Origin of the sequence: Pseudomonas sp. EggHat1 (assembly GCF_014892995.1) — a bacterium.
GTDB lineage: Bacteria > Pseudomonadota > Gammaproteobacteria > Pseudomonadales > Pseudomonadaceae > Aquipseudomonas > Aquipseudomonas chaetocerotis.
In genome coordinates this window covers 73468-95246 of record NZ_JACKQK010000013.1, presented here as the reverse complement: position 1 = coordinate 95246, position 21779 = coordinate 73468, and the positions used below count along the sequence as shown (strand labels likewise).

At 62.4% G+C, this 21779-nt stretch carries 22 protein-coding genes and 2 pseudogenes; 12 read left to right on the top strand and 12 right to left on the bottom strand.

The window, feature by feature from the left end:
• The first annotated feature begins 2 nt into the window (after positions 1–2).
• Complete coding sequence (locus tag INS93_RS19290; RefSeq protein ID WP_226945628.1) at positions 3–479, top strand: TlpA disulfide reductase family protein; 477 nt, start codon at positions 3–5, stop codon at positions 477–479.
• Between the two features lie 86 nt (positions 480–565).
• Here INS93_RS19290 and INS93_RS19285 read toward each other — a convergent pair whose 3' ends face one another.
• Genes INS93_RS19285 through napE form a run of 5 tightly spaced genes read right to left on the bottom strand, consistent with a single transcriptional unit; the run spans position 566 to position 4629 of the window.
• Complete coding sequence (locus INS93_RS19285; protein ID WP_192984959.1) at positions 566–1162, bottom strand: cytochrome c3 family protein; 597 nt, start codon at positions 1160–1162, stop codon at positions 566–568.
• Positions 1163–1173: 11 nt separating this feature from the next.
• Positions 1174–1659, bottom strand: coding sequence for a nitrate reductase cytochrome c-type subunit (locus tag INS93_RS19280; protein WP_192984957.1), 486 nt, complete (start codon positions 1657–1659; stop codon positions 1174–1176).
• Between the two features lie 11 nt (positions 1660–1670).
• Entirely contained in the window at positions 1671–4175 is a 2505-nt protein-coding gene (gene napA, locus INS93_RS19275; protein ID WP_192984955.1) for a nitrate reductase catalytic subunit NapA, read from the bottom strand.
• The gene (locus INS93_RS19270) at positions 4172–4432 is read right to left on the bottom strand and encodes a chaperone NapD (RefSeq protein ID WP_192984953.1); all 261 of its coding nucleotides are present in this window, start codon (positions 4430–4432) and stop codon (positions 4172–4174) included. The genes napA and INS93_RS19270 overlap by 4 nt, the downstream gene beginning before the upstream one ends.
• Positions 4433–4461: 29 nt before the next feature.
• Positions 4462–4629: a periplasmic nitrate reductase, NapE protein gene (gene napE, locus INS93_RS19265; protein ID WP_192984951.1), complete on the bottom strand. Its 168-nt coding sequence runs from the start codon at positions 4627–4629 to the stop codon at positions 4462–4464.
• Between the two features lie 235 nt (positions 4630–4864).
• On the opposite strand from napE, the gene INS93_RS19260 reads away from it, so the two are divergent.
• The 4 genes from INS93_RS19260 to INS93_RS19245 all read left to right on the top strand — a co-directional run bounded on the left by INS93_RS19260 (position 4865) and on the right by INS93_RS19245 (position 8880).
• Positions 4865–6037 carry an MFS transporter gene (locus INS93_RS19260; protein ID WP_192984949.1) on the top strand — a complete coding sequence of 391 codons (1173 nt, stop codon included), beginning with the start codon at positions 4865–4867 and terminating at the stop codon, positions 6035–6037.
• 112 nt (positions 6038–6149) lie between these two features.
• Positions 6150–6755, top strand: a complete 606-nt coding sequence (locus INS93_RS19255; RefSeq protein WP_192984947.1) for an outer membrane beta-barrel protein — start codon at positions 6150–6152, stop codon at positions 6753–6755.
• Between the two features lie 68 nt (positions 6756–6823).
• A complete protein-coding gene (locus INS93_RS19250) occupies positions 6824–7501 on the top strand; it encodes a response regulator transcription factor (RefSeq protein WP_160017482.1) in 678 nt (225 codons plus the stop codon).
• Positions 7498–8880, top strand: coding sequence for an ATP-binding protein (locus INS93_RS19245; RefSeq protein WP_192984945.1), 1383 nt, complete (start codon positions 7498–7500; stop codon positions 8878–8880). Before INS93_RS19250 ends, INS93_RS19245 begins: the two co-directional genes overlap by 4 nt.
• Positions 8881–8942: 62 nt before the next feature.
• Here the strand turns inward: INS93_RS19245 and INS93_RS25140 are convergent.
• The 3 genes and pseudogenes from INS93_RS25140 to INS93_RS19235 form a co-directional block, all read right to left on the bottom strand.
• A pseudogene (locus tag INS93_RS25140) lies at positions 8943–9371 on the bottom strand (methyl-accepting chemotaxis protein); the annotation flags it as partial.
• 153 nt (positions 9372–9524) lie between these two features.
• Positions 9525–10163: pseudogene (locus tag INS93_RS25135) on the bottom strand (PAS domain-containing protein); the annotation flags it as partial.
• 222 nt (positions 10164–10385) lie between these two features.
• Entirely contained in the window at positions 10386–11384 is a 999-nt protein-coding gene (locus INS93_RS19235) for an AraC family transcriptional regulator (RefSeq protein ID WP_192984941.1), read from the bottom strand.
• Positions 11385–11547: 163 nt separating this feature from the next.
• On the opposite strand from INS93_RS19235, the gene INS93_RS19230 reads away from it, so the two are divergent.
• The 4 genes from INS93_RS19230 (at position 11548) to INS93_RS19215 (ending at position 16128) form a co-directional block, all read left to right on the top strand.
• Positions 11548–12687 carry an acyl-CoA dehydrogenase family protein gene (locus INS93_RS19230; protein WP_192984939.1) on the top strand — a complete coding sequence of 380 codons (1140 nt, stop codon included), beginning with the start codon at positions 11548–11550 and terminating at the stop codon, positions 12685–12687.
• Between the two features lie 135 nt (positions 12688–12822).
• Positions 12823–14463: an AMP-binding protein gene (locus INS93_RS19225; protein WP_192985026.1), complete on the top strand. Its 1641-nt coding sequence runs from the start codon at positions 12823–12825 to the stop codon at positions 14461–14463.
• A 35-nt stretch (positions 14464–14498) separates the two neighbouring features.
• Positions 14499–15680: a CaiB/BaiF CoA transferase family protein gene (locus INS93_RS19220; protein WP_192984937.1), complete on the top strand. Its 1182-nt coding sequence runs from the start codon at positions 14499–14501 to the stop codon at positions 15678–15680.
• A 43-nt stretch (positions 15681–15723) separates the two neighbouring features.
• The gene (locus INS93_RS19215; RefSeq protein WP_192984935.1) at positions 15724–16128 is read left to right on the top strand and encodes a lysozyme inhibitor LprI family protein; all 405 of its coding nucleotides are present in this window, start codon (positions 15724–15726) and stop codon (positions 16126–16128) included.
• A 28-nt stretch (positions 16129–16156) separates the two neighbouring features.
• Here the strand turns inward: INS93_RS19215 and INS93_RS19210 are convergent, their stop codons facing one another.
• The 3 genes from INS93_RS19210 to INS93_RS19200 all read right to left on the bottom strand — a co-directional run bounded on the left by INS93_RS19210 (position 16157) and on the right by INS93_RS19200 (position 18126).
• The gene (locus INS93_RS19210) at positions 16157–16651 is read right to left on the bottom strand and encodes a SprT family zinc-dependent metalloprotease (protein WP_192984932.1); all 495 of its coding nucleotides are present in this window, start codon (positions 16649–16651) and stop codon (positions 16157–16159) included.
• A 113-nt stretch (positions 16652–16764) separates the two neighbouring features.
• Entirely contained in the window at positions 16765–17364 is a 600-nt protein-coding gene (locus tag INS93_RS19205) for a Yip1 family protein (protein ID WP_192984930.1), read from the bottom strand.
• A 168-nt stretch (positions 17365–17532) separates the two neighbouring features.
• Positions 17533–18126 carry a DNA-J related domain-containing protein gene (locus INS93_RS19200; protein ID WP_192984928.1) on the bottom strand — a complete coding sequence of 198 codons (594 nt, stop codon included), beginning with the start codon at positions 18124–18126 and terminating at the stop codon, positions 17533–17535.
• A gap of 101 nt (positions 18127–18227) precedes the next feature.
• Here INS93_RS19200 and ttcA point away from each other — a divergent pair, with 101 nt between their 5' ends.
• The 3 genes from ttcA (at position 18228) to INS93_RS19185 (ending at position 21493) form a co-directional block, all read left to right on the top strand.
• Entirely contained in the window at positions 18228–19052 is an 825-nt protein-coding gene (gene ttcA / locus INS93_RS19195) for a tRNA 2-thiocytidine(32) synthetase TtcA (RefSeq protein WP_192984926.1), read from the top strand.
• Between the two features lie 579 nt (positions 19053–19631).
• Positions 19632–20690, top strand: a complete 1059-nt coding sequence (locus INS93_RS19190) for a 3-deoxy-7-phosphoheptulonate synthase (protein WP_160017493.1) — start codon at positions 19632–19634, stop codon at positions 20688–20690.
• Positions 20691–20821: 131 nt separating this feature from the next.
• Positions 20822–21493: a DNA-3-methyladenine glycosylase I gene (locus tag INS93_RS19185; protein WP_192984924.1), complete on the top strand. Its 672-nt coding sequence runs from the start codon at positions 20822–20824 to the stop codon at positions 21491–21493.
• Here INS93_RS19185 and INS93_RS19180 read toward each other — a convergent pair.
• On the bottom strand, positions 21483–21734 hold the full coding sequence (locus INS93_RS19180) for a YheU family protein (protein WP_192984922.1): 252 nt from the start codon (positions 21732–21734) through the stop codon (positions 21483–21485). The genes INS93_RS19185 and INS93_RS19180 overlap by 11 nt on opposite strands.
• Positions 21735–21779: the final 45 nt, after the last annotated feature.

Genomic DNA, 21779 nt, shown 5'->3' with positions numbered 1-21779 from the left:
ACATGGGCTTAGGGCTCCGGAATGTCGGCAAGGCTGTTATGGGTATCTGCGCCGCTCTGCTGCTGACGGCTTGTGCCGAAGATTACGGCCTTGATCAGCATGGACGAAAGGTAACGGCTGAGAGCTTGGATGGCCAGTGGCTAGTCATTAATTATTGGGCTGAATGGTGCGCACCGTGCCGCACGGAAATTCCCGAGCTCAACGCCCTGGAAGAAGAGCTGAAGAACCAGTCGGCGCGAGTGATCGGCGTCAATTTCGACGCCCTGCAGGGCGATGACCTCAAGCGTGCAGCGGACAGTTTTGACATTCGGTTCACCGTGCTGGCGCAGGACCCGGCGGCGCGTTTCGAGCTGCCGCGTAATGACGTGCTACCGGTGACCTATATCGTCGATGCGGACGGCAAGTTGCGCGAGCGCCTGGTCGGTGAGCAGACTGCCGCAGGCCTGCTCAAAGAGTTGCAGCAACTGCGCGGAGACTAGAAACGCGCAGGGTATTCCGTATGCATAACGAATGCCGAGGTCTCCGCTTTGTGGGCCTGTGACACGCTGTGGGGAGGCCATGGCGCTTACCAACCCGGCACGCCGCTCATATCCGGCAACTGATGAGCGATGCCCTTGTGGCAGTCGATGCAGGTGGCCTCGCCGCTGGCCAGGGCGCTGGAGTGCATTTGCCGGGCCCGCATGCTCTGCTTGGTGAAGTCCATGTAATCGAAGTTGTGGCAGTTGCGGCACTCCAGCGAGTCGTTGGCCTTGAGCCGCGCCCATTCGTGCTCGGCCAGCTCGCGGCGGTGGGCGAGAAACTTGTCACGGGTGTTGATGGTACCGAAGATCTTGCCCCAGACCTCCTTCGACGCCTGCATCTTGCGCGCGATCTTGTCCGTCCACTGGTGCGGCACGTGGCAGTCCGGGCAGGTGGCACGCACGCCGGAGCGGTTGCTGTAGTGAATGGTGTCCTGCAGTTCGACGTAGACGTTGTCGCGCATCTCATGGCAGGAAATGCAGAACTGCTCGGTGTTGGTGGCCTCCAGCGCAGTGTTGAAGCCGCCCCAGAAGATGATTCCGGCGATGAAACCACCGAGTGTGAGAAAACCCAGGCTGTAATGCACGCTCGGGCGACGCAGGATGCCCCAGTACTCCTTGAACAGGGCCATTAACGACTTCATGGAAGGCCTCCTCAGGGTTTTGCCGTGCCGGCTGCTTCGTCATCGAGCAGGTGGTCGATATTGCGGAAGCTGTTGCCGACCAGGGGCTTAACGTCCTGCTGAGTCACATGGCACTGGGTGCAGAAGTAGCGTCGCGGTGACACCGCAGCGAGCGGCTGGCCGTCACGGTCCATGTAGTGGGTGATGCTGATCATCGGTGCCTGGCTGCGGGCGCTGCCAGCCCGGCTGTGGCAGGTCAGGCACTTGTTGCCGTTGGCGTCCACCTGGTAGCCGCGAATGCTGTGCGGGATGGTCGGTGGCTGTTCCGGGTAGTTGCGCTCGCGGCGCAGATCCTTGTTTTCCTCATTGCCCAGCACTGGGGCTGGGAGTGTCTGGCTGAGGGTGCCGCCTGGGCGGCGACCGTCCGGAGCGGGGGCATCGAGTGGGTAATTGAGCTCACCGGCGACGGCCAGGCTGAAGGCGGTGAGCAGTAGCAGAGGCAGGAAACGCAGGCTCATGACGGCTCTCCTCAGGCCAGGCTGACCAGTTCGATCTTCACCGCACACTTCTTGTAATCGGTCTGCTTGGAGATCGGATCGGTGGCGTCCAGGGTGACCTTGTTGATCAGTTTGTTGGCGTCGAAGAAGGGCACGAACACCAGGCCGCGCGGCGGCTTGTTGCGGCCACGGGTTTCGATGCGGGCGCGGATCTCTCCACGTCTGCTGATCACCTTGACCTCGCTGCCGCGCCGCGCCTCGAGCGCCTTGGCATCATCCGGGTGCATGTACACCAGCGCGTCAGGCACGGCGCCGTGCAACTCCTCGACGCGCTGGGTCATGCTGCCGGTGTGCCAGTGTTCCAGCACACGGCCGGTGCTGAGCCAGAACGGAAACTCATCATCCGGCGCCTCGGCTGGCGGCTCGTAGGGCAGGGCGAAGATCAATGCGCGTTTGTCCGGGTAACCGTAGAACTGCACGCCGCTGCCTTTCTCCACATAGGGGTCGAGGCCCTCGCGGTAACGCCAGCGCGTCTCCTTGCCATCGACCACCGGCCAGCGCAGGCCACGTGCTGCGTGATAGCTGTCGAACGGCGCCAGGTCATGGGCATGTCCGCGGCCGAACTGGGCGTATTCCTCGAACAGCCCCTTCTGCAGATAGAAGCCAAAGGCCGCAGCCTCGTCATTGGCGTAGCCGGTCTCGATCTGCTCGCTGGGGAACTGGTCGACCTGGCCATTGGCGAACAGCACCTGATACAGCGTCTTGCCCTTGTATTCCGGGGCCTTGGCCAGCAGTTCGGCGGGCCAGACCTCATCGGTGGTGAAGCGCTTGGAAAACTCCACCAGTTGCCAGAGGTCTGACTTGGCCTCGCCCGGGGCCTTCACCAACTGGTGCCAGAACTGCGTGCGGCGCTCGGCATTGCCGTAGGCGCCTTCCTTTTCAACCCACATGGCGCTGGGGAGGATCAGGTCGGCGGCCTGGGCCGAGACGGTGGGGTAGACATCGGAGACGATGACGAAGGCCTGCGGATTGCGCCAGCCCGGCAGGACCTCCTGCATGATGTTGGGGCCGGCCTGCATGTTGTTGCTGACCTGCGTCCAATAGACCTTGAGCACGCCGTCCTTGAGCTTGCGGCTCTGTTCCACGGCATGAAAGCCGGGCTTTTCCTGGATGGTGCCGGGCGGCAGCTTCCAGATCTTCTCGGCGGTTTCGCGGTGTTTGGGATTGGCTACCAGCATGTCGGCAGGCAGGCGGTGGGAGAAGGTCCCCACCTCGCGCGCGGTGCCGCAGGCCGATGGTTGGCCGGTGAGGGAGAAGGGGCTGTTGCCCGGCTCGCTGATCTTGCCGGTGAGCAGGTGCAGGTTGTAGATCAGGTTGTTGGCCCAGACGCCGCGGGTGTGTTGGTTGAAGCCCATGGTCCAGAACGACATGACCTTGCGTTTGGGATCGGCGTACAGCTCGGCCAGGGCCTTGAGACGCTCGGCCGCCACGCCGCTCTCCTCCGCGGTACGCGCCAGCGTGTAGGGTTTGACGAAGGCGGCGAACTGCTCGAAGGAAATGTCTTCCCAGGTATTGGCCTTTGCGGCGTTCTTGGCCTGCATCTCCAGCGGGTTGTCGGCACGCAGGCCGTAGCCGATGTCATCGGCGCCACGGGCGAACTTGGTGTGCTTGCCGACGAAGTCCTTGTTCACTGCGCCGCTTTCGATGATGTGGTTGGCGATGTAGTTGAGGATCAGCAGATCGGTCTGCGGTTTGAACACCAGCGGGATATCGGCGAGATCGAAGCTGCGGTGCTCGAAGGTGGAAAGCACGGCGACCTTGGTGTTCGGGTGGCTGAGGCGACGATCAGTGACCCGGCTCCAGAGGATCGGGTGCATCTCGGCCATGTTCGAGCCCCACAGCACGAAGGTGTCGGCGACCTCGATATCGTCGTAGCAGCCCATCGGCTCGTCCATGCCGAAGGTGCGCATGAAGCCCATCACCGCCGAGGCCATGCAGTGGCGCGCATTGGGGTCGATATTGTTGCTGCGAAAGCCGGCTTTCATCAGCTTGTTGGCGGCGTAGCCTTCCCACACCGTCCACTGGCCGGAGCCGAACATGCCGACGGCCTCCGCGCCATGCTCGGCGATGGCCTGCTTGATCTTCTGCGCCATGATGTCGAAGGCCTGCTCCCAGCTTACTGGTTGGAATTCGCCCTGCTTGTCGTACACACCGTTCTTCATGCGCAGTAGTGGCTGTGTGAGGCGGTCGACGCCATACATGATCTTCGACAGGAAGTAGCCCTTGACGCAGTTCAGGCCGCGATTGACCTCGGCCTTGACGTCGCCGTGGGTGGCCACCACGCGGTTGTCGCGGGTGGCCACCATCACGCTGCAGCCGGTACCGCAGAAGCGGCAGGGCGCCTTGTTCCAGTCCAGGCGGGTCATGTCCGCCTCGGTGATCAGGTTGCTGGCAGTGCTGATGAGCGGCAGTCCGGCGGCAGCCGCAGCAATGGCAGCGGCATTGGCTTTGGCGAATTCACGGCGAGACAGCTTCATTCTGAGTCTCCTTCTGTTTCGAGGAGTTCGTGGTAGACCAGCGCGGTATTGAGCACACCCGGTAACGCATTGATCTGTTCGATGCGCGTGAGGATTTGGCGCTCGTGCTCGGTTTCGAGCACCACCACCAGCTTGCCCTGAGGGCTTTCCTGGTGCAGCTCGAGGCCATCGAGCTGGTGCAGGTTGGCCTTTACCGCTGCTAGCAGTTCGGGCCGTACGTGTACCAGCAGACTGGCGATATGCAGGGGGGCGGCCATGTTCCGTGGCTCCGTCTGGTGAACAACGATCAGGTGGGTGGACCAGGTGGTCCCAGTAGCATCTGCATGAACCAGATGATGAATCCGTATCCGCCAACCAAGGCGACCGAAAGGAGGGGAAAGAGGCAGACGACGAGAAAGATGAACAGGCGGGTTTCCCGGCCTTTCGCGTCTCTGCCCTCGGGCGGGGTATCCATTCGCTCGGCTCCATTGTGTTCCGTATCTGAGGCTAGACCTTAGCTTTAGTAAGGGCAAAGTCCGTTGAGCCGAATCAAGGCAAGGCCGATTGTCCGAGCCTGTGCAGGCGCGATCGGATTATCGATAGCGTGCTAATATTTGCTCTTGATTTCATTCGCGGGCATGCGCGCTGGATCGGCTTTCGGGTTGTGATCCATTGCTTGCCTGCCCCATGTCTCGTGAGTCGTTCTGCCCATGTCCGCTTCCCATCTCAGCCGTGGCAGCGCCGGTTATCGGCGCGCCACTCTGGCGCTGTTCTGTGCCGGTTTCGCTACCTTCGCCATGCTCTACTGCGTGCAGCCGCTGCTACCTCTGCTGGCGGCGCACTTTCGTGTTTCTGCGGCCAGCAGCAGCCTGGCGCTGTCGCTGACCACACTGAGCCTGGCGCTATGCCTGCTGGTATCCGGTGCGCTGGCCGAGAGCTGGGGGCGCAAGCCGGTCATGGCTGCGGCGCTGGGCCTGGCAGCGATGCTGGGGATCGCCTGCGCACTGGTAGAAGAGTGGGGCAGCCTGCTGATTCTGCGTGCGCTGCTGGGACTGGCGCTGAGCGGTTTGCCGGCGTTGGCCATGGCCTATGTCGGCGAAGAGTTCGACCCCGAAGCGCTTCCGGCGGCGATGGGGCTGTATATCGGCGGTACGGCGTTGGGTGGGTTGCTCGGTCGCCTGCTGGCCGGTCTGCTCAGTGACCTGGGTGGCTGGCCCTGGGCGCTTGGCGGCATTGCCGGGCTCGGCTTGCTGGCGTTGGTGCTGTTTATCTGGCTGTTGCCGCCCTCTCGGCATTTCACCGCCCAGCCGCTGTCCTTGCGCGGGCTGCTGCGCAACTTCGTCCTGCACCTGAGCAACCCGCGTCTGCGCGTGCTGTTCGCCCTGGCCTTTCTGCTCATGGGCGGCTTCGTTGCGCTGTTCAACTATGTCGGCTTTCGTCTGGCCGGCGCGCCATTCAACCTGTCGGCGACGGTGATCGGTCTGCTGTTCACCGTCTACCTGCTGGGTATCTTCAGCGCCGGATGGGCAGGGCGTCTGGTCCCACGCTTCGGCGCACGCCAGGTGTTGCATGGCGGCATCGGTCTGATGCTGCTTGGGGTGGCCCTGTGCGCAGGGCCGTGGCTGAGCGCTGTGGTGATCGGGCTGGCGCTGTTCACCCTGGGTTTCTTCGCGGCTCATGCGGTTGCCAGCGGGCAGGTTGGTATCCATGCACAGGGGGCCAAGGCGCAGGCCTCGGCGTTGTACCTGTGTGCCTATTACCTCGGCTCCAGCCTGGTGGGCTACGTCGGTGGTTATGTCTGGGAGCACGCCGGCTGGCTGGCGTTGTTGGCTGTTCTGGCCTCGTTATTCGTCGCCGCTGGGGCTCTGGTACGGCGTATCTAGGCTGTTTGCCGCTCGTTCAGTGCAGGTTCAAGGAGGGTTCAGCAGGGATTCAGTAGCCTTCCCGCAGACTTGTTGCCGAGTTGATCAAAACTGCAACGAGAGGAATGATGCAATGAAAATCACCCTGAACCGTATCGCATTCGCGACCTGCCTGGCCCTGGGCGCAACCGCTGCTCAGGCCAATGACAATTTCGTCGGCCTGACCTGGGGGCAGACTGACAACAACATCCAGAAGTCCAACGCGTTGAACGCCAACCTCGGCAATCCCAAACTGGACAAGGTGATCAATGGCGAGGGCACCTGGGGTCTGCGTGCCGGCCAGAAGACCGCCGATAACCGCTACTACGCGACTTACGAGAATGTCTCCGACAGTCACAATGGCTACAAACTGCGTCAGCAGAATCTGCTCGGCAGCTACGACATGTTCGTACCGCTGGGCAGTAACAACACCAAGCTGTTCGGTGGTGTAACCGCCGGCCTGGTCAAGCTCGAGCAGGAAAGCCGCGGGTTCTCCCGTGACAGCGACATCGGATTTGCTGCAGGTTTGCAGGCCGGTATCCTGCAGGAACTCAACAGCAATACATCGATCGAAGCCGGCTATCGTTACCTGCGTACCAACGCCAGCACGGAAATGAAACCGCATGGTGAAGGCAAGGCCGGGTCGCTGGATCTACATAGCAGTGCGCAGCTCTACCTCGGCGCCAACTTCGCCTTCTGATGGCGACTTGGCATTACCAGGCCGGGCATCTGCCCGGCCCTTTTACACCTTAAATCAGGGAGAGTCTAATGAAATTGCTGGTGGTGGAGGATGAGGCGTTGCTGCGTCACCATCTGTTCACTCGCCTCAGTGAAAACGGGCATGTGGTGGATGCCGTGCGCACCGCCGAAGAAGCACTGTACCGAGCTGAGTCTTTCAACCATGACCTGGCCCTGGTCGACCTCGGTCTGCCCGGTATGAGCGGTATCGACCTGATCCGTGAGCTGCGCAGCCAGGACAAGAACTTTCCAATTCTGATCCTTACCGCACGCGGTAACTGGCAGGACAAGGTCGAAGGCCTCTCCTGCGGTGCCGACGACTATGTGGTCAAGCCGTTCCAGTTCGAAGAGCTGGAGGCACGCCTGAACGCGCTGCTACGACGTTCTTCCGGGTTCACCAAGTCGACCATCGAGGCAGGGTCCCTTGTGCTGGATCTCAATCGCAAGCAAGCCACAGTCGATAAACAGTCATTGCAACTGACCGCCTACGAGTATCGCATCCTCGAGTACCTGATGTTGCATCACCAGCAGGTAGTGGCCAAGGAGCGCCTGATGGAGCAACTCTATCCAGGCGACGACGAGCGCGATCCCAATGTCATAGAGGTATTGGTGGGCCGTTTGCGGCGCAAGTTGGAGGCACCGCTGGGCGGCAAGCCGATAGAAACCGTGCGTGGTCAGGGCTACATGTTCAACGAGCGCTGCACGTGAGTCGAGCTCGCGTCGTTCTACGCAAGCTGCGCATGCGTCTCGGTTCGCTACGACTGCGTCTGATGTTGGCCAGCGCTGCGTTGGCGATGTTGTTCATGCTGTTGCTGATGCCGGTGCTACAGGGTGTGTTTCTCATGGCCCTGGAACAGACCGTGGAGAAACGTCTAGCCTCTGACGCGGCTGCACTGATATCTGCTGCGCGCATCCATGACGGCCAGTTGCACATGCCGGACAAGATGCCCGACGAGGAATTCGACAACCTCGACTCGCACCTGCTGGGTTTCATCTTCGACCGTGAGGGCCAGCTGATCTGGCGCTCACGCTCCTCCATCGACGAGTTGGTGCGCTACCTGCCGCGTTACGACGGTCGCGGCCACGAGTTCATCCGCATTCGCGACGACAGCGGCCAGGAATACTTCGTATACGACGTGGAAGTGGATTTTCTGCGCGGCGACCAAACCGCGCTGAGCATCGTGACCATGCAGCCGACGCGCGAATACCAGGGGCTGTTCAACGGTTTTGCCTGGCAGTTGCGTTTGTGGCTGGGCATGGCCTTGCTGGTGTTGCTGGGCCTGCTCTGGTTCGGCCTGACCTGGGGCTTTCGCAGCCTGCGCGGCCTCAGCGATGAACTTGATGGCGTGGAGGCGGGTACTCGCCAGCGCCTGAGTGACGAGCATCCACGCGAGCTGCTGCGCCTGACCAACTCCCTCAACCGTCTGCTCGACAGCGAGCGGCGTCAGCGCGAACGTTATCGCGACTCGCTGGAAGACCTCGCCCATAGCCTGAAAACGCCGCTCAGCGTGCTACAGGGCATCGGCGAAACCCTTGCCGTGCACTCCGAAAATCGCGAGCAGGCACAGCTGATGCAGGCGCAGATCGAGCGCATGAGTCAGCAGGTCGGCTATCAGCTGCAGCGCGCCAGCCTGCGCCGCAGCGGCTTGGTACGCCATCGCGAGCAGGTCTGGCCGGTGCTCGACGGCTTGTGCCGCTCGCTGGACAAGGTCTATCGCGACAAGCGCGTCGAAGCGACGCTGGAGGTTCCCGAGCACAGCCAGATCACCATGGAACGTGGTGCGCTGATGGAACTGCTCGGCAACTTGCTGGAGAACGCGTACCGCCTCTGCCTGAATCGTGTACGCGTCAGGCTGCAACCCCTGGCCGGAGGTTGCCTGATCACCATCGAGGACGACGGCCCCGGTGTACCGCAGCAGCAGCGTGCGCGGGTACTACAGCGCGGCGAGCGTCTGGATGCGCAGAACCCGGGGCAGGGCATCGGCCTGGCGGTGGTTGAAGACATCGTCGAAAGCTACGACGGCGAACTGAGCCTGGACGACTCCGAACTGGGCGGCGCCTGCTTCAGGGTACGCCTGTACGACTGAATACAGCCGCTGCTGCCTCAGGACCGGCAAAATACTCGGGCGACTATGAAGGGCACACGTCTCTAGAGTTGCGTCGCGAAGCGCTCCACCGCGTTTACCACGAGCTTTGCACCATCCTGAATTTCGGTGATCACCTGGCCGGCTTGGGCAGAAAGCTCCAGGCCCAACTCGGCCTGGGTCTTGCCTCGGTCGATCAGCTCTACCGCGCGTTCGGTCAGTTGCTGGTTCTGACCGACCACTTGGGCGATTTCTTCCGTCGCTGAGCTGGTACGTGAAGCCAATTGGCGAACCTCATCGGCCACCACGGCAAAACCACGGCCCTGCTCGCCGGCACGCGCCGCTTCGATGGCAGCGTTGAGGGCCAGCAGGTTGGTCTGGTCGGCGATGCTGCTGATGTTCTTGACGATGGCTCCGATCAGTTGGGATTGCTTGTCCAGTGCCTCGATGCCCTGCGCGGCCTCCTGCATGCGAGCGGCCAGTTCGCGCATGGTGTCGAGCATCTGCTGCACCACCGACGCACCGTTCTTGGCGCTGTCATCCGTGCCTTTCGACGTCTCGAAGGCAATGCTGGCGGCCTCGGCGATGGCCGCTTCGCGGTTGACCTGGTCGGTGATCACAGTGGCGAACTTGACCACCTTATACAGGTTGTCGTGGGCGTCGGTGATAGGGTTGTAGGAGGCTTCCAGCCAGACTTCGCGTCCGTGACTGTCCAGACGTTTGAAACGACCTGTAGCGAATTCGCCACGGCGCAGTTGCTCCCAGAACCGCTGGTACTGTGGAGAGTTGGCTTCGGCGAGGTCGCAAAAAATCCTGTGATGCTTGCCCTGAATCTGCGTCAGGCTGTAGCCCATCGAATCGAGGAAGCGTTGGTTGGCGGTAAGCACCTCACCGTTCAGGTTGAATTCGATGACGGCGGTGGAGCGCTGCAGCGCGCTGATCAGGTTTTCGTGCTCGCGCGAGGTCTCGATTGTACGCGTCAGGTCGCTGGCATAGATCGAGAAGCGCTGCACCCGGCCCTGGCTGTCGCGTAGCGGCTGCAGGATCGAGCGCAGCCAGGCTTCTTCGCCGTTGCCGCGTTTCAGGCGGATGACCCCGGCCAGATGTTCGCCGCGCTCCAGGGCATGGCGTACCCGGTGGTGGAAGTCCAGGTTGTGCACATGTTCCGGGATCAGCGCCAGCAGGGGGCGGCCGCGCAGTTGATCGGCGCGGTAGAGCATTTCCTTCTCGAAGTTGGCGTTCACCGACTCGATGCGACCCTGTGGATCGAGAATCAGCGCGAGCATCTCTTGATCGAGGCTGGTGCGCACCTGTTCGACCGAGGACAGTTCTTCGCGTAAGGCTTGCAGCTCTTGTTTCAGGCGGGTCGCGAACATTGGCGGAATCTCTGAGTAGGTGCTGACGGCTGTGTCGGCACTGCGGTGCAATTATTTAGGGCGAAATGACCGAGCGGTCGAGGCATAGGTTACGGCGTGTGGCAGGCTGAGCGTCGCTGTCGATTCGCCGTTTCAAGCCTCTTGCGCCCTATACGCCCCTGGCGTCAGCCCCGTCCATTTCTTGAAGGCGCGATGAAAGGCCGAGGGTTCGGAGAAACCGAGTTGTTCGGCGATGTCCTGAATCGCCAGTTCATCGCGGCCCAGGTGGTAGATGGCCAGGTCGCGGCGCAGGTGGTCCTTGAGTTCCTGAAAGCTGGAGCCTTCCTCGCGCAGGTGACGCCGCAAGGTTTGTGGGCTGGTGTGCAGTTGCTGGGCGACCTGTTCCAGGTCCGGCCAGGTGCGACAGTCGCGGCCGAGCAGGCGACGAATCTGGCTGATCAGGCTGTCGCCGCCGTCGGGGCGGGCCAGCAGGTCGGCGGGGGAGTGCTGGAGGAATTGCTTGAGCGTGCGTTCGTCCTGCAGCAACGGCATGACCAGGTAGCGGGCGTGGAACAGCAGGCTGGTGCAGCCGGCGCCGAAGCGGCGGCTGCCGGGGAACAGCAATTCGTACTCGGCGGCATGCTCGGGCTCGGGGTAGGCGAAGGTGGCTTCTTCCAGGCGGATGCGCTGGCCGATCAGCCAACTGCCGAGGCGATGCCATATCACCAGCAGGCTTTCCACGAGAAAATGATCCGGGTCCCACAGTGGGCTGTCGTCGACACTCAGCCGTGCCCAGTCGCCTTCGCGTTGCAGGCTGATGCTCGGTGCGTGGGGAAACAGCCCGTAGAACATCGCGCCACGACTCAGCGCCTTTTCCAGGCTGCGGCAATGGATGATGGCGTGGCCCATCATGGCGAAGGTGCCGCGTTTGCTCGGCTGGCGGCCGAAACCCAGGTACTCGTCGTCCAGCGCTTCCCACAGCAACTGCATCAGCCGGGCGAACTGTTCGGGGGCGATGCGTGCGCGTGGCTCGACCAGAACAGCGGGCTGGATGCCAGCCTGACGCAGGATCAGGTCGCAGGCCAGGCCGTGGCGATCCGCGCCGCGCAGGGCAGCACGGACGAAGTGGCTGGCGATGGTGCGTTCGCGCATGCTGGGCTTCCGATAACGAGGGTGGTCGATGGTAGGCAGTTGCTCCCGACCAGGGCAAGCCAGCCGAGCGATTGGGTCAACCGAGGCTGAGCGTATGGGTCATTGAGGGGCTGCGGAGCGGCCCTTAACCTCAAGGGCATAACAACAGCGGAGGACCCGCCCCATGCAACGCAACCATTTCGACACCGAACACAACCTGTTCCGCGACGCCTTCGCGGCATTTCTCGATAAAGAGGTGGTGCCGTATCAGGAGGAGTGGGAGGCCGCCGGGGTGGTCGACCGCAGCGTGTGGCGCAAGGCCGGTGAGATGGGCTTCCTACTGCCCTGGGCGGATGAGGAATACGGCGGCGCGGGTCTCAAGGACTTTCGCTATGAGCAGATCATGTGCGAGGAGCTGGCGCGCATCAACGAACCGGGTTTCATGATCCCGCTGCACTCGGCGCTGTGCGGCCCCTATATCGCCGAGTACGGTAATGCCGAACAGAAGGCGCGATTGCTGCCGGGCATCATCAGCGGTGAAACCATCCTCGCGGTGGCGATGACCGAGCCGTCTGCCGGCTCCGATCTGGCTGGCATGCGCACCACGGCGCTGGATAAGGGCGACCACTGGCTGCTCAACGGCTCCAAGGTATTCATCTCCAACGGCTATCTGGCCGATGTGGTGATCGTCGCAGCCAAGACCGACCCGGCCAACAAGCACGCCATGGGCTTGTTCCTGGTGGAACGCGGCATGCCCGGCTTCGAGCGCGGCAAGAAGCTGAAGAAACTCGGCATGCACAGCCAGGACACCGCCGAGCTGTTCTTCAATGACGTCAAGGTGCCGAAGGACAACCTGCTGGGCGATGCCAAGGGCGGCTTCTTCTACCTGATGAACATGCTCGCCCAGGAGCGTCTGACCAATGCTTGCGGCGCGGTGGCCGGCGCTGAGGCGGCATTGCAGACCACCATCGAGTACGTCAAGGAACGCCAGGCCTTCGGCCGCCCGGTGGCGCATTTCCAGAACACCCGCTTCAAGCTGGCCGAGATGCGCACCCAGATCGATGTGGCTCAGGTTTTCACCGACCGCTGCGTGCTCGACCACAACCAGAAGAAGCTCAGTGCAGAAGTCGCCGCAGAGGCCAAACTGTTTACCACCGAGCTGCTGTGCAAGGTGGTCGACGAGGGCGTGCAGCTGCACGGCGGGTGGGGCTATATGTGGGAGTACCCGATCTGCAAGATGTACGCGAACGCGCGTATCCAGCGCATCTTCGCCGGCACGTCGGAGATCATGAAGGAAATCATCAGTCGCGGGATGAAGTTGTAACGGTGTAGGGCGGGTGCAACCCGCCACGAGCGCTCTGTGGTGGGTTGCACCCGCCTGCGAGAGGCTGTGGTCTATCGTCAGCAACGCTCGCATTGCAACGAGCAGGTGAACCCCAAGGACAAGAAGGTAACCTCCATGACCCTGCAACTGCCTCTCGAACGCTTTGACCACTGGCTGGATCGACAACCCGACGCGGTCTGGCTGCGCCAGCCTGTCAATGGCGTATGGCACGACTTCACCTGGCGCCAGGTCGACGAGCAGGCGCGCCGCCTGGCCAGCGCACTGCTGGCGCTGGGCTGCGTGCCCGGCGAGCGCGTTGCGCTGCTGGCGAAGAACTGCGCCGAATGGTTTATCAGCGACCTGGCGATCCAGCACGCCGGGCTGGTCAGCGTGCCGCTGTATCCGCTGCAGGCGCCGGAACAAATCACCTATGTGCTGGAGCACGCGGGCTGCAAGGTAATCCTGGTTGGCAAGCTGGATGAGCAGGACAAGCTGGCCACCGGCATCGCGCCGCATATCACCCGCATCGCGATGCCTTATCCGACCATGCCCGCCGAGCATCAATGGCATGCCTTGCTGGCGGCGCATGAGCCGCTGCTCGGCGCGCATCTGCAACGCGGCGAGGATCTGCTGTCGATCCTCTATACCTCCGGCACCACCGGGCAGCCCAAGGGCGTGATGCTCTCGGCCCACGCCATGGCGTTCTCTGCGGCCAACGCCACGGCGGAGCTGAAAATGACGCCGCAGGATCAGTTCTTCTCCTACCTGCCGCTATCGCATGCCGCCGAGCGCTTCCTGGTTGAATTCAACAGCCTTTACTGCGGCGCACCGGTGGCCTTCGTCGAGTCGCTGGAGACCTTCGCCAGCGACCTGCGTCAGGTGCGTCCCACCGTGTTCTTCTCGGTGCCACGGTTGTGGACGCGCTTTCAGCAGGGCGTGCTGGAGAAATTGCCGGCGCACAAGCTCGAGCGTCTGCTGCGTATCCCGCTGCTGGGACGGCTGGTGGCGCACAAGGTGCGGGCGGGCTTGGGGTTGGATCGTGCGCGGGTGCTGGTGTCCGGTGCGGCGGCGATTTCCACCGGGCTGTTGGAGTGGTATATGCGCCTGGGCATGACCATTTGCGAGGGTTACGGCATGACCGAGCACTTCGCCTACGGTTGTTTCAATCGCCCCGGACAGGTGCGCTTCGGTACCGTGGGCAGGCCGATGCCGCATCTGGAGGTGCGCATCGACGCCAGCGGCGAGATCCTGCTGCGCAGCGAGACCCTGATGCAGGGTTACTACCGTGAGGCTGAGAAAACCGAGGAAACCCTCAAGGATGGTTGGTTGCACACCGGTGATCGTGGCCAGCTGGACGAGGCGGGCTACCTGCGCATCACTGGGCGAGTGAAGGACATCTTCAAGACCAGCAAGGGCAAGTACGTGGCGCCGGCGCCCATCGAAGGCGAGATCGCCAAGAGTCATTGGGTCGAGCAGGTGTGCCTGATGGGCAGCAACCTGGATCAACCGCTGGCGCTGATCGAGCTGTCACCTGCGGCCCACCAGCAACCACGCAGCTTGCTCGAACAGTCGTTGTCCGAGCATCTGCATGCAGTCAATCAACGGCTGGAGGCGCACGAGCGTGTCAGTCATTTCTATCTGGTCGGCGAGGCCTGGACAGTGGACAACGGCAGCATGACGCCGACCATGAAGATTCGCCGCAATGTGCTGGAAGTGCGGTATGCCGAAGCAATTGCAGCGATGCCCGGCGATGTCGTCATCGTCTGGGAAGGCTGAGTCGCCTACGCCACTTTTTCTTATCTGGAGTCACCATGTCCGGCCCGTTGTCATCGCTGAAGATTCTCGATTTTTCCACGCTGCTGCCGGGGCCGTTCGCCTCGCTGCTGTTGGCCGATATGGGCGCAGAGGTACTGCGGGTGGAGTCGCCCACGCGCATGGACCTGGTGCGCGTGCTACCGCCGCACGATGGCGGAACCTCCACCAGCCACGCCTACCTCAACCGTAACAAACGCAGCATCGCACTCGATCTCAAGCGACCCGAGGCGGTGGAGGTGGTCAAGCAGTTGGTCGGTGAGTACGACATCGTGCTTGAGCAGTTTCGCCCCGGCGTGATGGACAAGCTGGGCGTCGGGTATGAAACGCTCAAATCGATCAATCCACGGCTGATCTACGTGTCGATCACCGGCTACGGCCAGAGTGGGCCTTATCGTGATCGCGCCGGGCACGACATCAACTACCTGGCGCTGGCCGGTATCGCCAGCTACACCGGGCGCCGCGACAGCGGCCCGTTGCCGCTCGGCGTACAGTTGGCCGACCTGGCGGGCGGCTCGCTGCATGGGGTGATCGGCCTGCTTGCGGCTGTGGTGCAGCGTCAGGTCACCGGTCAGGGACAGCAGATCGACGTGAGCATGACCGACTGCGCCTTCAGCCTGCATGGCATGGCGGGCGCTGGTTACCTCGGTGCCGGCGTCGAGCCTGGAATGGAAAACCAGGCGCTCAATGGCGGTAGCTTCTACGACTACTACCGCACGCGCGACGGTCGCTGGTTCTCTGTCGGCAGTCTGGAACCGCAGTTCATGCAGCAGTTCTGCGCCGCCATTGACCGCCCCGAACTGGCAGCACGCGGCCTGTCACTCAAGCCCGAGGATCAACGCGCGCTCAAGCGCGAGATCGAGATCGAGTTCGAGAAGCGCGATTTCGCGCAATGGTGCGAAGTCTTCGCCGCGCTGGATGCCTGCGTCGAACCCATGTTGCCGCTATCCGAGGCGGTGCAGCATCCGCAGATCAAAGCCCGTGGATTGGTCGTCGAGGTGCCGCGCGAGGGGCTGCCCGCGCAATCTCAACTGGCTTGCCCGCTGAAGTTTTCCGAGGGCTTGGCGCCGCCCCGGCATGTCGGGGCGGCGGTTGGCGCACACACCGCCGAAGTGCTGGTGGAGTTGGGTTATGACGCCGAGCGAATTGCAGCGCTAAGTGAGGCGCGCGTGTTCGGTTGAACCCGCTTAGGATGGGAGCCTTTATCGCAGCGGAGCGTCAGGCATGAACGGAATTTCAGGGAGGATGGCGGGCGTCGTATCGGGCTTGGCAATGTATGTGGCCGTTACCCTGGCACCCGTGCAGGCCGCTGAGAATTCAGAGGATCCCTGCCAGCAAGGCAGCGCCATGACCGCCTTCATGTGTCAGGGACCTGTCTGGAAAGCCGCCGAGCAGGAGCTGCAAGGCACTTATGATCGCGTGATGGCTTCGCTCAAGCAGTATGATCCGGCGCTCGCCAATGAACTACGGGACGCCCAGCGTCTGTGGATCAAGCTTCGCGAGCAGGATTGCAGCCTCTACGCCCGCAACCGCGTGCAAGGTTCGCCCTGGACCGGGTTTTGGGAGTCGGAGTGCCATGCCGAGCAAGCACGTGCACGCACTCAGTGGCTGCAATCGTTCGAGGGCTAGAGGCCGCTAGCGGTGCGTCGGCGCCCGATCACTCCTGGCGCTGCTCACCACTGAAGGTCAGCGTCACCTTGCAACGCCGGCAGTAGTAGCGGCGGCCCTTGGCGACCAAGGCGTGACGCTGGGCCGAGAAGGGGAACTCGCCATCCGCGCAGCTACAACGATAGATGAATCGACTGACCTTGCGCCGCTCGACTTCGTAGCTGTGGCAGCGATGCGGCGGCAGCTCGTAGACGCCGCGCATGATCAACTGCCATTCCTCGCCATGCGGCTGAATACGTGGGCCGAACAACTGGTGGGCGACCATGTGGGCGACTTCGTGCGGCACCGTCTGGTGCAGGAAGTCTTCCTGGTTGGCCCGGTACAGCTGCAGGTTGAAGCGCAGCTTGTTTTCCGTCAGGTGCGCGACACCCGCCTTCTGCCCGCGTAGCTTGAAGCTGATCTCGGGGCGGGCAAAGCGTTGTTTGAAGAAGGTTTCGGCCTGCTGGTAGCAGGCTTCGACGCGGGCGTGAATCTGTTCGGGCATGGACAGGCGCTGGTGCAGGCTGAGTGCCAATTATGCCGTAAGCCGGGAGCCTGTGCCGCTTGCCAATGAAAAGGCCGCCCGAAGGCGGCCTGTAGGTTAGCTGCTAATGACTATCAGCTGGTGTAGACCGGGCCGACGCCCATGCCCCAGAGAATGACCGAGCTGGCGATCATCGCCACCAGCACGACCAGGCCGACCGCCAGTACGGAACTGGAGAACATGAAGCCTTCGTCATCAGGGATGTTCATGAAGGTCGGTATGCCGACATAGAGCAGATAAACGGTGTAGCAGATCGCGACCGTGCCCACGACCATGCCCAGCCATAGATGCGGATAGAGCGCTGCGAGCCCCCCAATGAAAAGCGGGGTGGCTGTATAGGCCGCGAATACGACGCACTGGCTCAGGCTGGGATTGGCGTCGTAGGTACGTGCCATCCAGTGGATGAAGGCGCCCATCACGGCTACCCCGGCGAGCATCGCCAGGTAGGACATGATGGTCATCACCATCGCACTGCCTTCGGTAAGCATCACCGGTGCTCGGTCACCAATCGCCCAGCCAACCTGGGTGGTGCCGATGTAGGCTGAAATGGCGGGAATTGCCGCAAGAATCAGCACGTGAGTCAGGTACATGTGGCTGATGGATTCTTCCTCGCCACGGATTTCTTGCCATTCTTGATCGGGATGGGTGAAGAGCCCCCAAACGTGGTGGATCATGCCAGACACCTCCTCTTTCTTATGACGGTCGCCCCCCAGCGAACGCCCGAGGCGCGTGTACAGCGCCACCGGGTGTCGGGCCGAAATCTATGCGACCTTATGTCGCAGTATAGGCAGGGCCTGGAGCAGGCGTGGTGTCTGGCTTTAGAGCAAATCGCTCTCTAGAAGTCAGCGGTAATAGCGCTCAAGAATTTCCATGGCCAGGTTTATCGACTGCAACCGCTCTGTGCTGCCGCCTCGGTCCGGATGATGCTCGCTGACCATTTGTCGGTAGCGCAGCTTGATGCGTGGCAGATCGAGTGTCCGTTCATTGGCCAGTTCGAACAGCTCGAGTGCGGCCTGCTTTTCTTCACCGCCCTGCATGCGTGTCCAGAAGCTGGTGAGCAGACGCTCGACGTCGCGCTCGTCGGTGCCCTGCAGGTTGCTCATATCCAGGTAGTAATCGCGCAGTCCGTCGCGCTCACTGAGCGCTGCGTTGCCTGGCTGATACGGCAGCAGGCGGATACACAGCGGGCTGATCTGCAACTGGTTTAAGTTCTCCTCCCACAATCGCTCGCGCAGGCGATAAAGCGCGTTGAACAGCAGGAAATGCGTGCGAAACAGCACCAGCTTGTCGGCCAGGGGCAGATTGGGTATGTGGCCGCTGTGGCGGTCTTTCAATTGCTGGATCAGGGTGTATTCGGCAATGCCGTCCGGTGCTGCCTGCAGCAATTGCAGTACCTGCTCGGCGAGGTCCAGGCTGGGGTCGAGATCGTCGTTCATCGGCCGAGACTAGCATTTCATTGCTATCGGGGTAGGGGCGCGGCGCCATTGTGCGTAAAATGTCGCGCTTTCGTTCCCACTCCCTCGGATTTCGACGCACCATGGGCACCCTTTCGGTCAACCAGAACAAACTGCAGAAGCGCATTCGCCGCCTGGCCGGCGAAGCCATTACCGACTTCAACATGATCGAGGATGGCGACAAGGTGATGGTCTGCCTGTCCGGCGGCAAGGACAGCTACACCATGCTCGACGTGCTGCTGTACCTGCAGAAGGTGGCGCCGATCCAGTTCGAGATCGTCGCGGTGAACATGGACCAGAAGCAGCCCGGCTTCCCCGAGCATGTGCTGCCGGCCTATCTGGAATCCGTCGGCGTGGCGTACCACATCATCGAGAAGGACACCTACTCGGTGGTCAAGGAGAAGATTCCCGAGGGCAAGACCACCTGCTCGCTGTGCTCGCGTCTGCGTCGGGGCACCTTGTACACCTACGCCGACGAGATTGGCGCGACCAAGATGGCGCTGGGGCACCACCGCGACGATATCCTGGAAACCTTCTTCCTCAACATGTTCTACGGCGGCACGCTCAAGGCCATGCCGCCCAAGCTGCTCTCCGACGATGGCCGCAACGTGGTGATCCGCCCGCTGGCCTACTGCGCCGAGGCCGATATCGAGGCCTACAGCCAGCTCAAGGAATTCCCCATCATCCCGTGCAACCTGTGCGGTTCGCAGGAAAACCTGCAGCGTCAGGTGGTCAAGGAGATGCTGCAGGAGTGGGAGCGCAAGAGCCCGGGCCGCGTCGAGATCATGTTCCGCGCCCTGCAGAACGTGCACCCCTCGCAACTGGCCGACCGCAACCTGTTCGACTTCAAGAGCTTGAAGATCGACGACAGCGCCACGCCGCGCTTCCTCGATGTGATGAGCCTGTAAGGCATCCTGTAGGGTGGATCACGCTTCATCGATCCACCGTGAACGGTATCGGTGGATGTAAAAAGCGACATCCACCCTACGCCCCTCCCACGGCTCGCGTCGCATGTGGGAGGGGCTTTAGCCGCGACGCTTGCCAGGCTGCAAAGGCCTGGAGTATGGTTCGGCCATCGCTTTGGAGAATTCCATGTCCGCCAGCCTCAACCTCCTGTCCATGCTGCAAGCCGGTGCCACGAGCACCGCGCTGGCTCGTGCGCAGTCGGTCGCGGCTGCCGCGTATTATTTCTTTGGGTATTGGTTTAGCCACAGGCGCGCCTGATACCCCACAGGCGGCCTGAGACACCAGGGTCGCCACCAGAGACGTTTTCCAGAAAACCCCCGGTCGGCAACCCGACCGGGGGTTTTGTTTTTTCCGGCCGAAAAACGGCCACAGATCGAGGACTCACAGATGAACCGTTATTACCGCAACTACCGCTACGACTGGCGATTTAGCAGCGTCACCACCGCCCTGACACCTTTGCAACGAACACTCAGTTAGCGCCGCCGCGGTATCGACCGCGCCGGCCAAGGAACCGCCAGATCATGAACAGCTCCGCTCAACTCGCTTCCACCGTCACCAGCATCGCCCGCCGCAGCGCCCAGCCGCTGCCCAGCCCCGCCGTCTTGCGCCAGCGCCTGCCGCTGCCCGCCGCACTTGCCGAACGTATTGCCGCCGACCGTGACGCCATTCGCGCCGTGCTCGATGGCCGCGACTCGCGCCTGCTGGTGGTGGTCGGCCCCTGTTCCCTGCATGACCGTACCAGCGCCCTCGAATACGCCGAGCGCTTGGCCGAGCTGGCCCCGCAGGTCGATGACCAACTGCTGCTGGTGATGCGTGCCTACGTGGAAAAACCACGCACCACGGTGGGTTGGAAGGGGCTGTTGTACGACCCGCATCTCGATGGCAGTGGCGACATGGCCGAAGGCTTGCGCCAGTCGCGGCAACTGATGCTGGATATCCTCGCTCGCGGCCTGCCGCTGGCCACTGAGCTGCTGCAGCCGATGGCCGCTGGTTACTTCGATGATCTGCTCGGTTGGGCGGCCATCGGCGCACGTACCAGCGAGTCGCAGGTGCATCGCGAGATGGTCAGCGGCCTGGATCTGCCGGTGGGCTTCAAGAACGGCACCGACGGCAGCGTTGGCATCGCCTGCGACGCCATGCGTTCGGCGGCGCACCCGCATCAGCACTTCGGCATCGATGACCTTGGTCACCCGGCGCTGTTGCAAACTACCGGCAACCCGGACACCCATCTGGTGCTGCGCGGTGGCCACGGTGCGCCGAACCATGACGCTGCCAGCGTCGGCGCTGCACGTGAGGCACTGCAGCGCCAGGGGATAGCGCCGCGCATCATGGTCGACTGCAGCCATGCCAACAGTGGCAAGGACCCGCTGCGCCAGCCGGCTGTATTGGAGTCTGTGATCGACCAGCGCCTGGCCGGTGATGCCAGCCTGCGCGGTGTGATGCTGGAGAGCCACCTGTTCGACGGTTGCCAGGCGCTTTCCGGCGAGCTGCGTTACGGCGTGTCGATTACTGATGGCTGCCTGGGCTGGATCGCTACCGAAGCAACACTGCGCCAGGCTGCCGAGCGTCTGCGCGGGTAGGGCGAGTGCAACCCGCCAATCCGGGACTGGCGGGTTGCACCCGCCCTACGTGAGCGTCGCCGCTTGTGGGACTTGAGTGTTCTACGCGCTGCGTGCAGGCTCTGTCATCCGTTTCATGAAGGATTCGATTCATGCGTGATTACAAGTGGCTGCACGAGTTCTGCCTCAACCGCTTCGGCTCGGCCAAGGCATTGGAAGCCATGCTGCCGCAGCCGCGTAGCGACGCCGAACTACGAGCGCTGAGTGACGACCGCTACTTGTCGCTGATCAGCCTGCGCATCTTTCGCGCCGGCCTCAAGCACAGCCTGGTGGACGCTAAATGGCCGGCGTTCGAGGAAGTGTTCTTCGGCTTCGACCCGGAGAAGGTGGTGCTGATGGGCGCCGAACGCCTGGAAAACCTGATGCAGGATACGCGGCTGATTCGCCACCTGGGCAAGCTGAAAAGCGTACCGCGCAACGCTCAGTTCATCCTCGATGTGCGTCGTGAGAAAGGCAGTTTCGGCGCGCTGATCGCCGATTGGCCGGTCAGTGACATCGTCGGCCTGTGGAAATACCTGGCCAAGCATGGCAGTCAACTTGGCGGTCTGTCGGCGCCGCGCTTCCTGCGCATGGTGGGCAAGGATACTTTCGTCCCCACCGATGACATGGTCGCCGCGCTCAAGGCGCAGGGCGTGATCGACAAGGCGCCGACCAGTTTGAAAGACCTGGCTGCCGTGCAGGCCGCCTTCAACCAGTGGCAGGCCGAAAGCGGGCGGCCGCTGTGTCAGCTATCGGTAATGCTGGCGCACACGGTCAATCACTGAGGCTGTCGTTGAGGGCGTCCAGCCATTCTCTGGGCACGTCACGCTTCATCGCCAGTTGGCACTGCTGGCTCTCAGGGTCGAAGACGATCACTGCCTCGCCCTTGTCCAAGGCGCGGCGTACGCGTTGTACGCGGGTTTCCAGTGGGGTTTCGTCACCGTTATCGGTACCGTCGCGGGTGACGAAATCTTCGATCAGGGCGGTGAGGGTGTCGGCTTGCAGCAGGTCAGCAGGGATCAGCACAACGAGTGACTCCAGTTATTGGCGCCCATGATAGAGCCGTAGGCG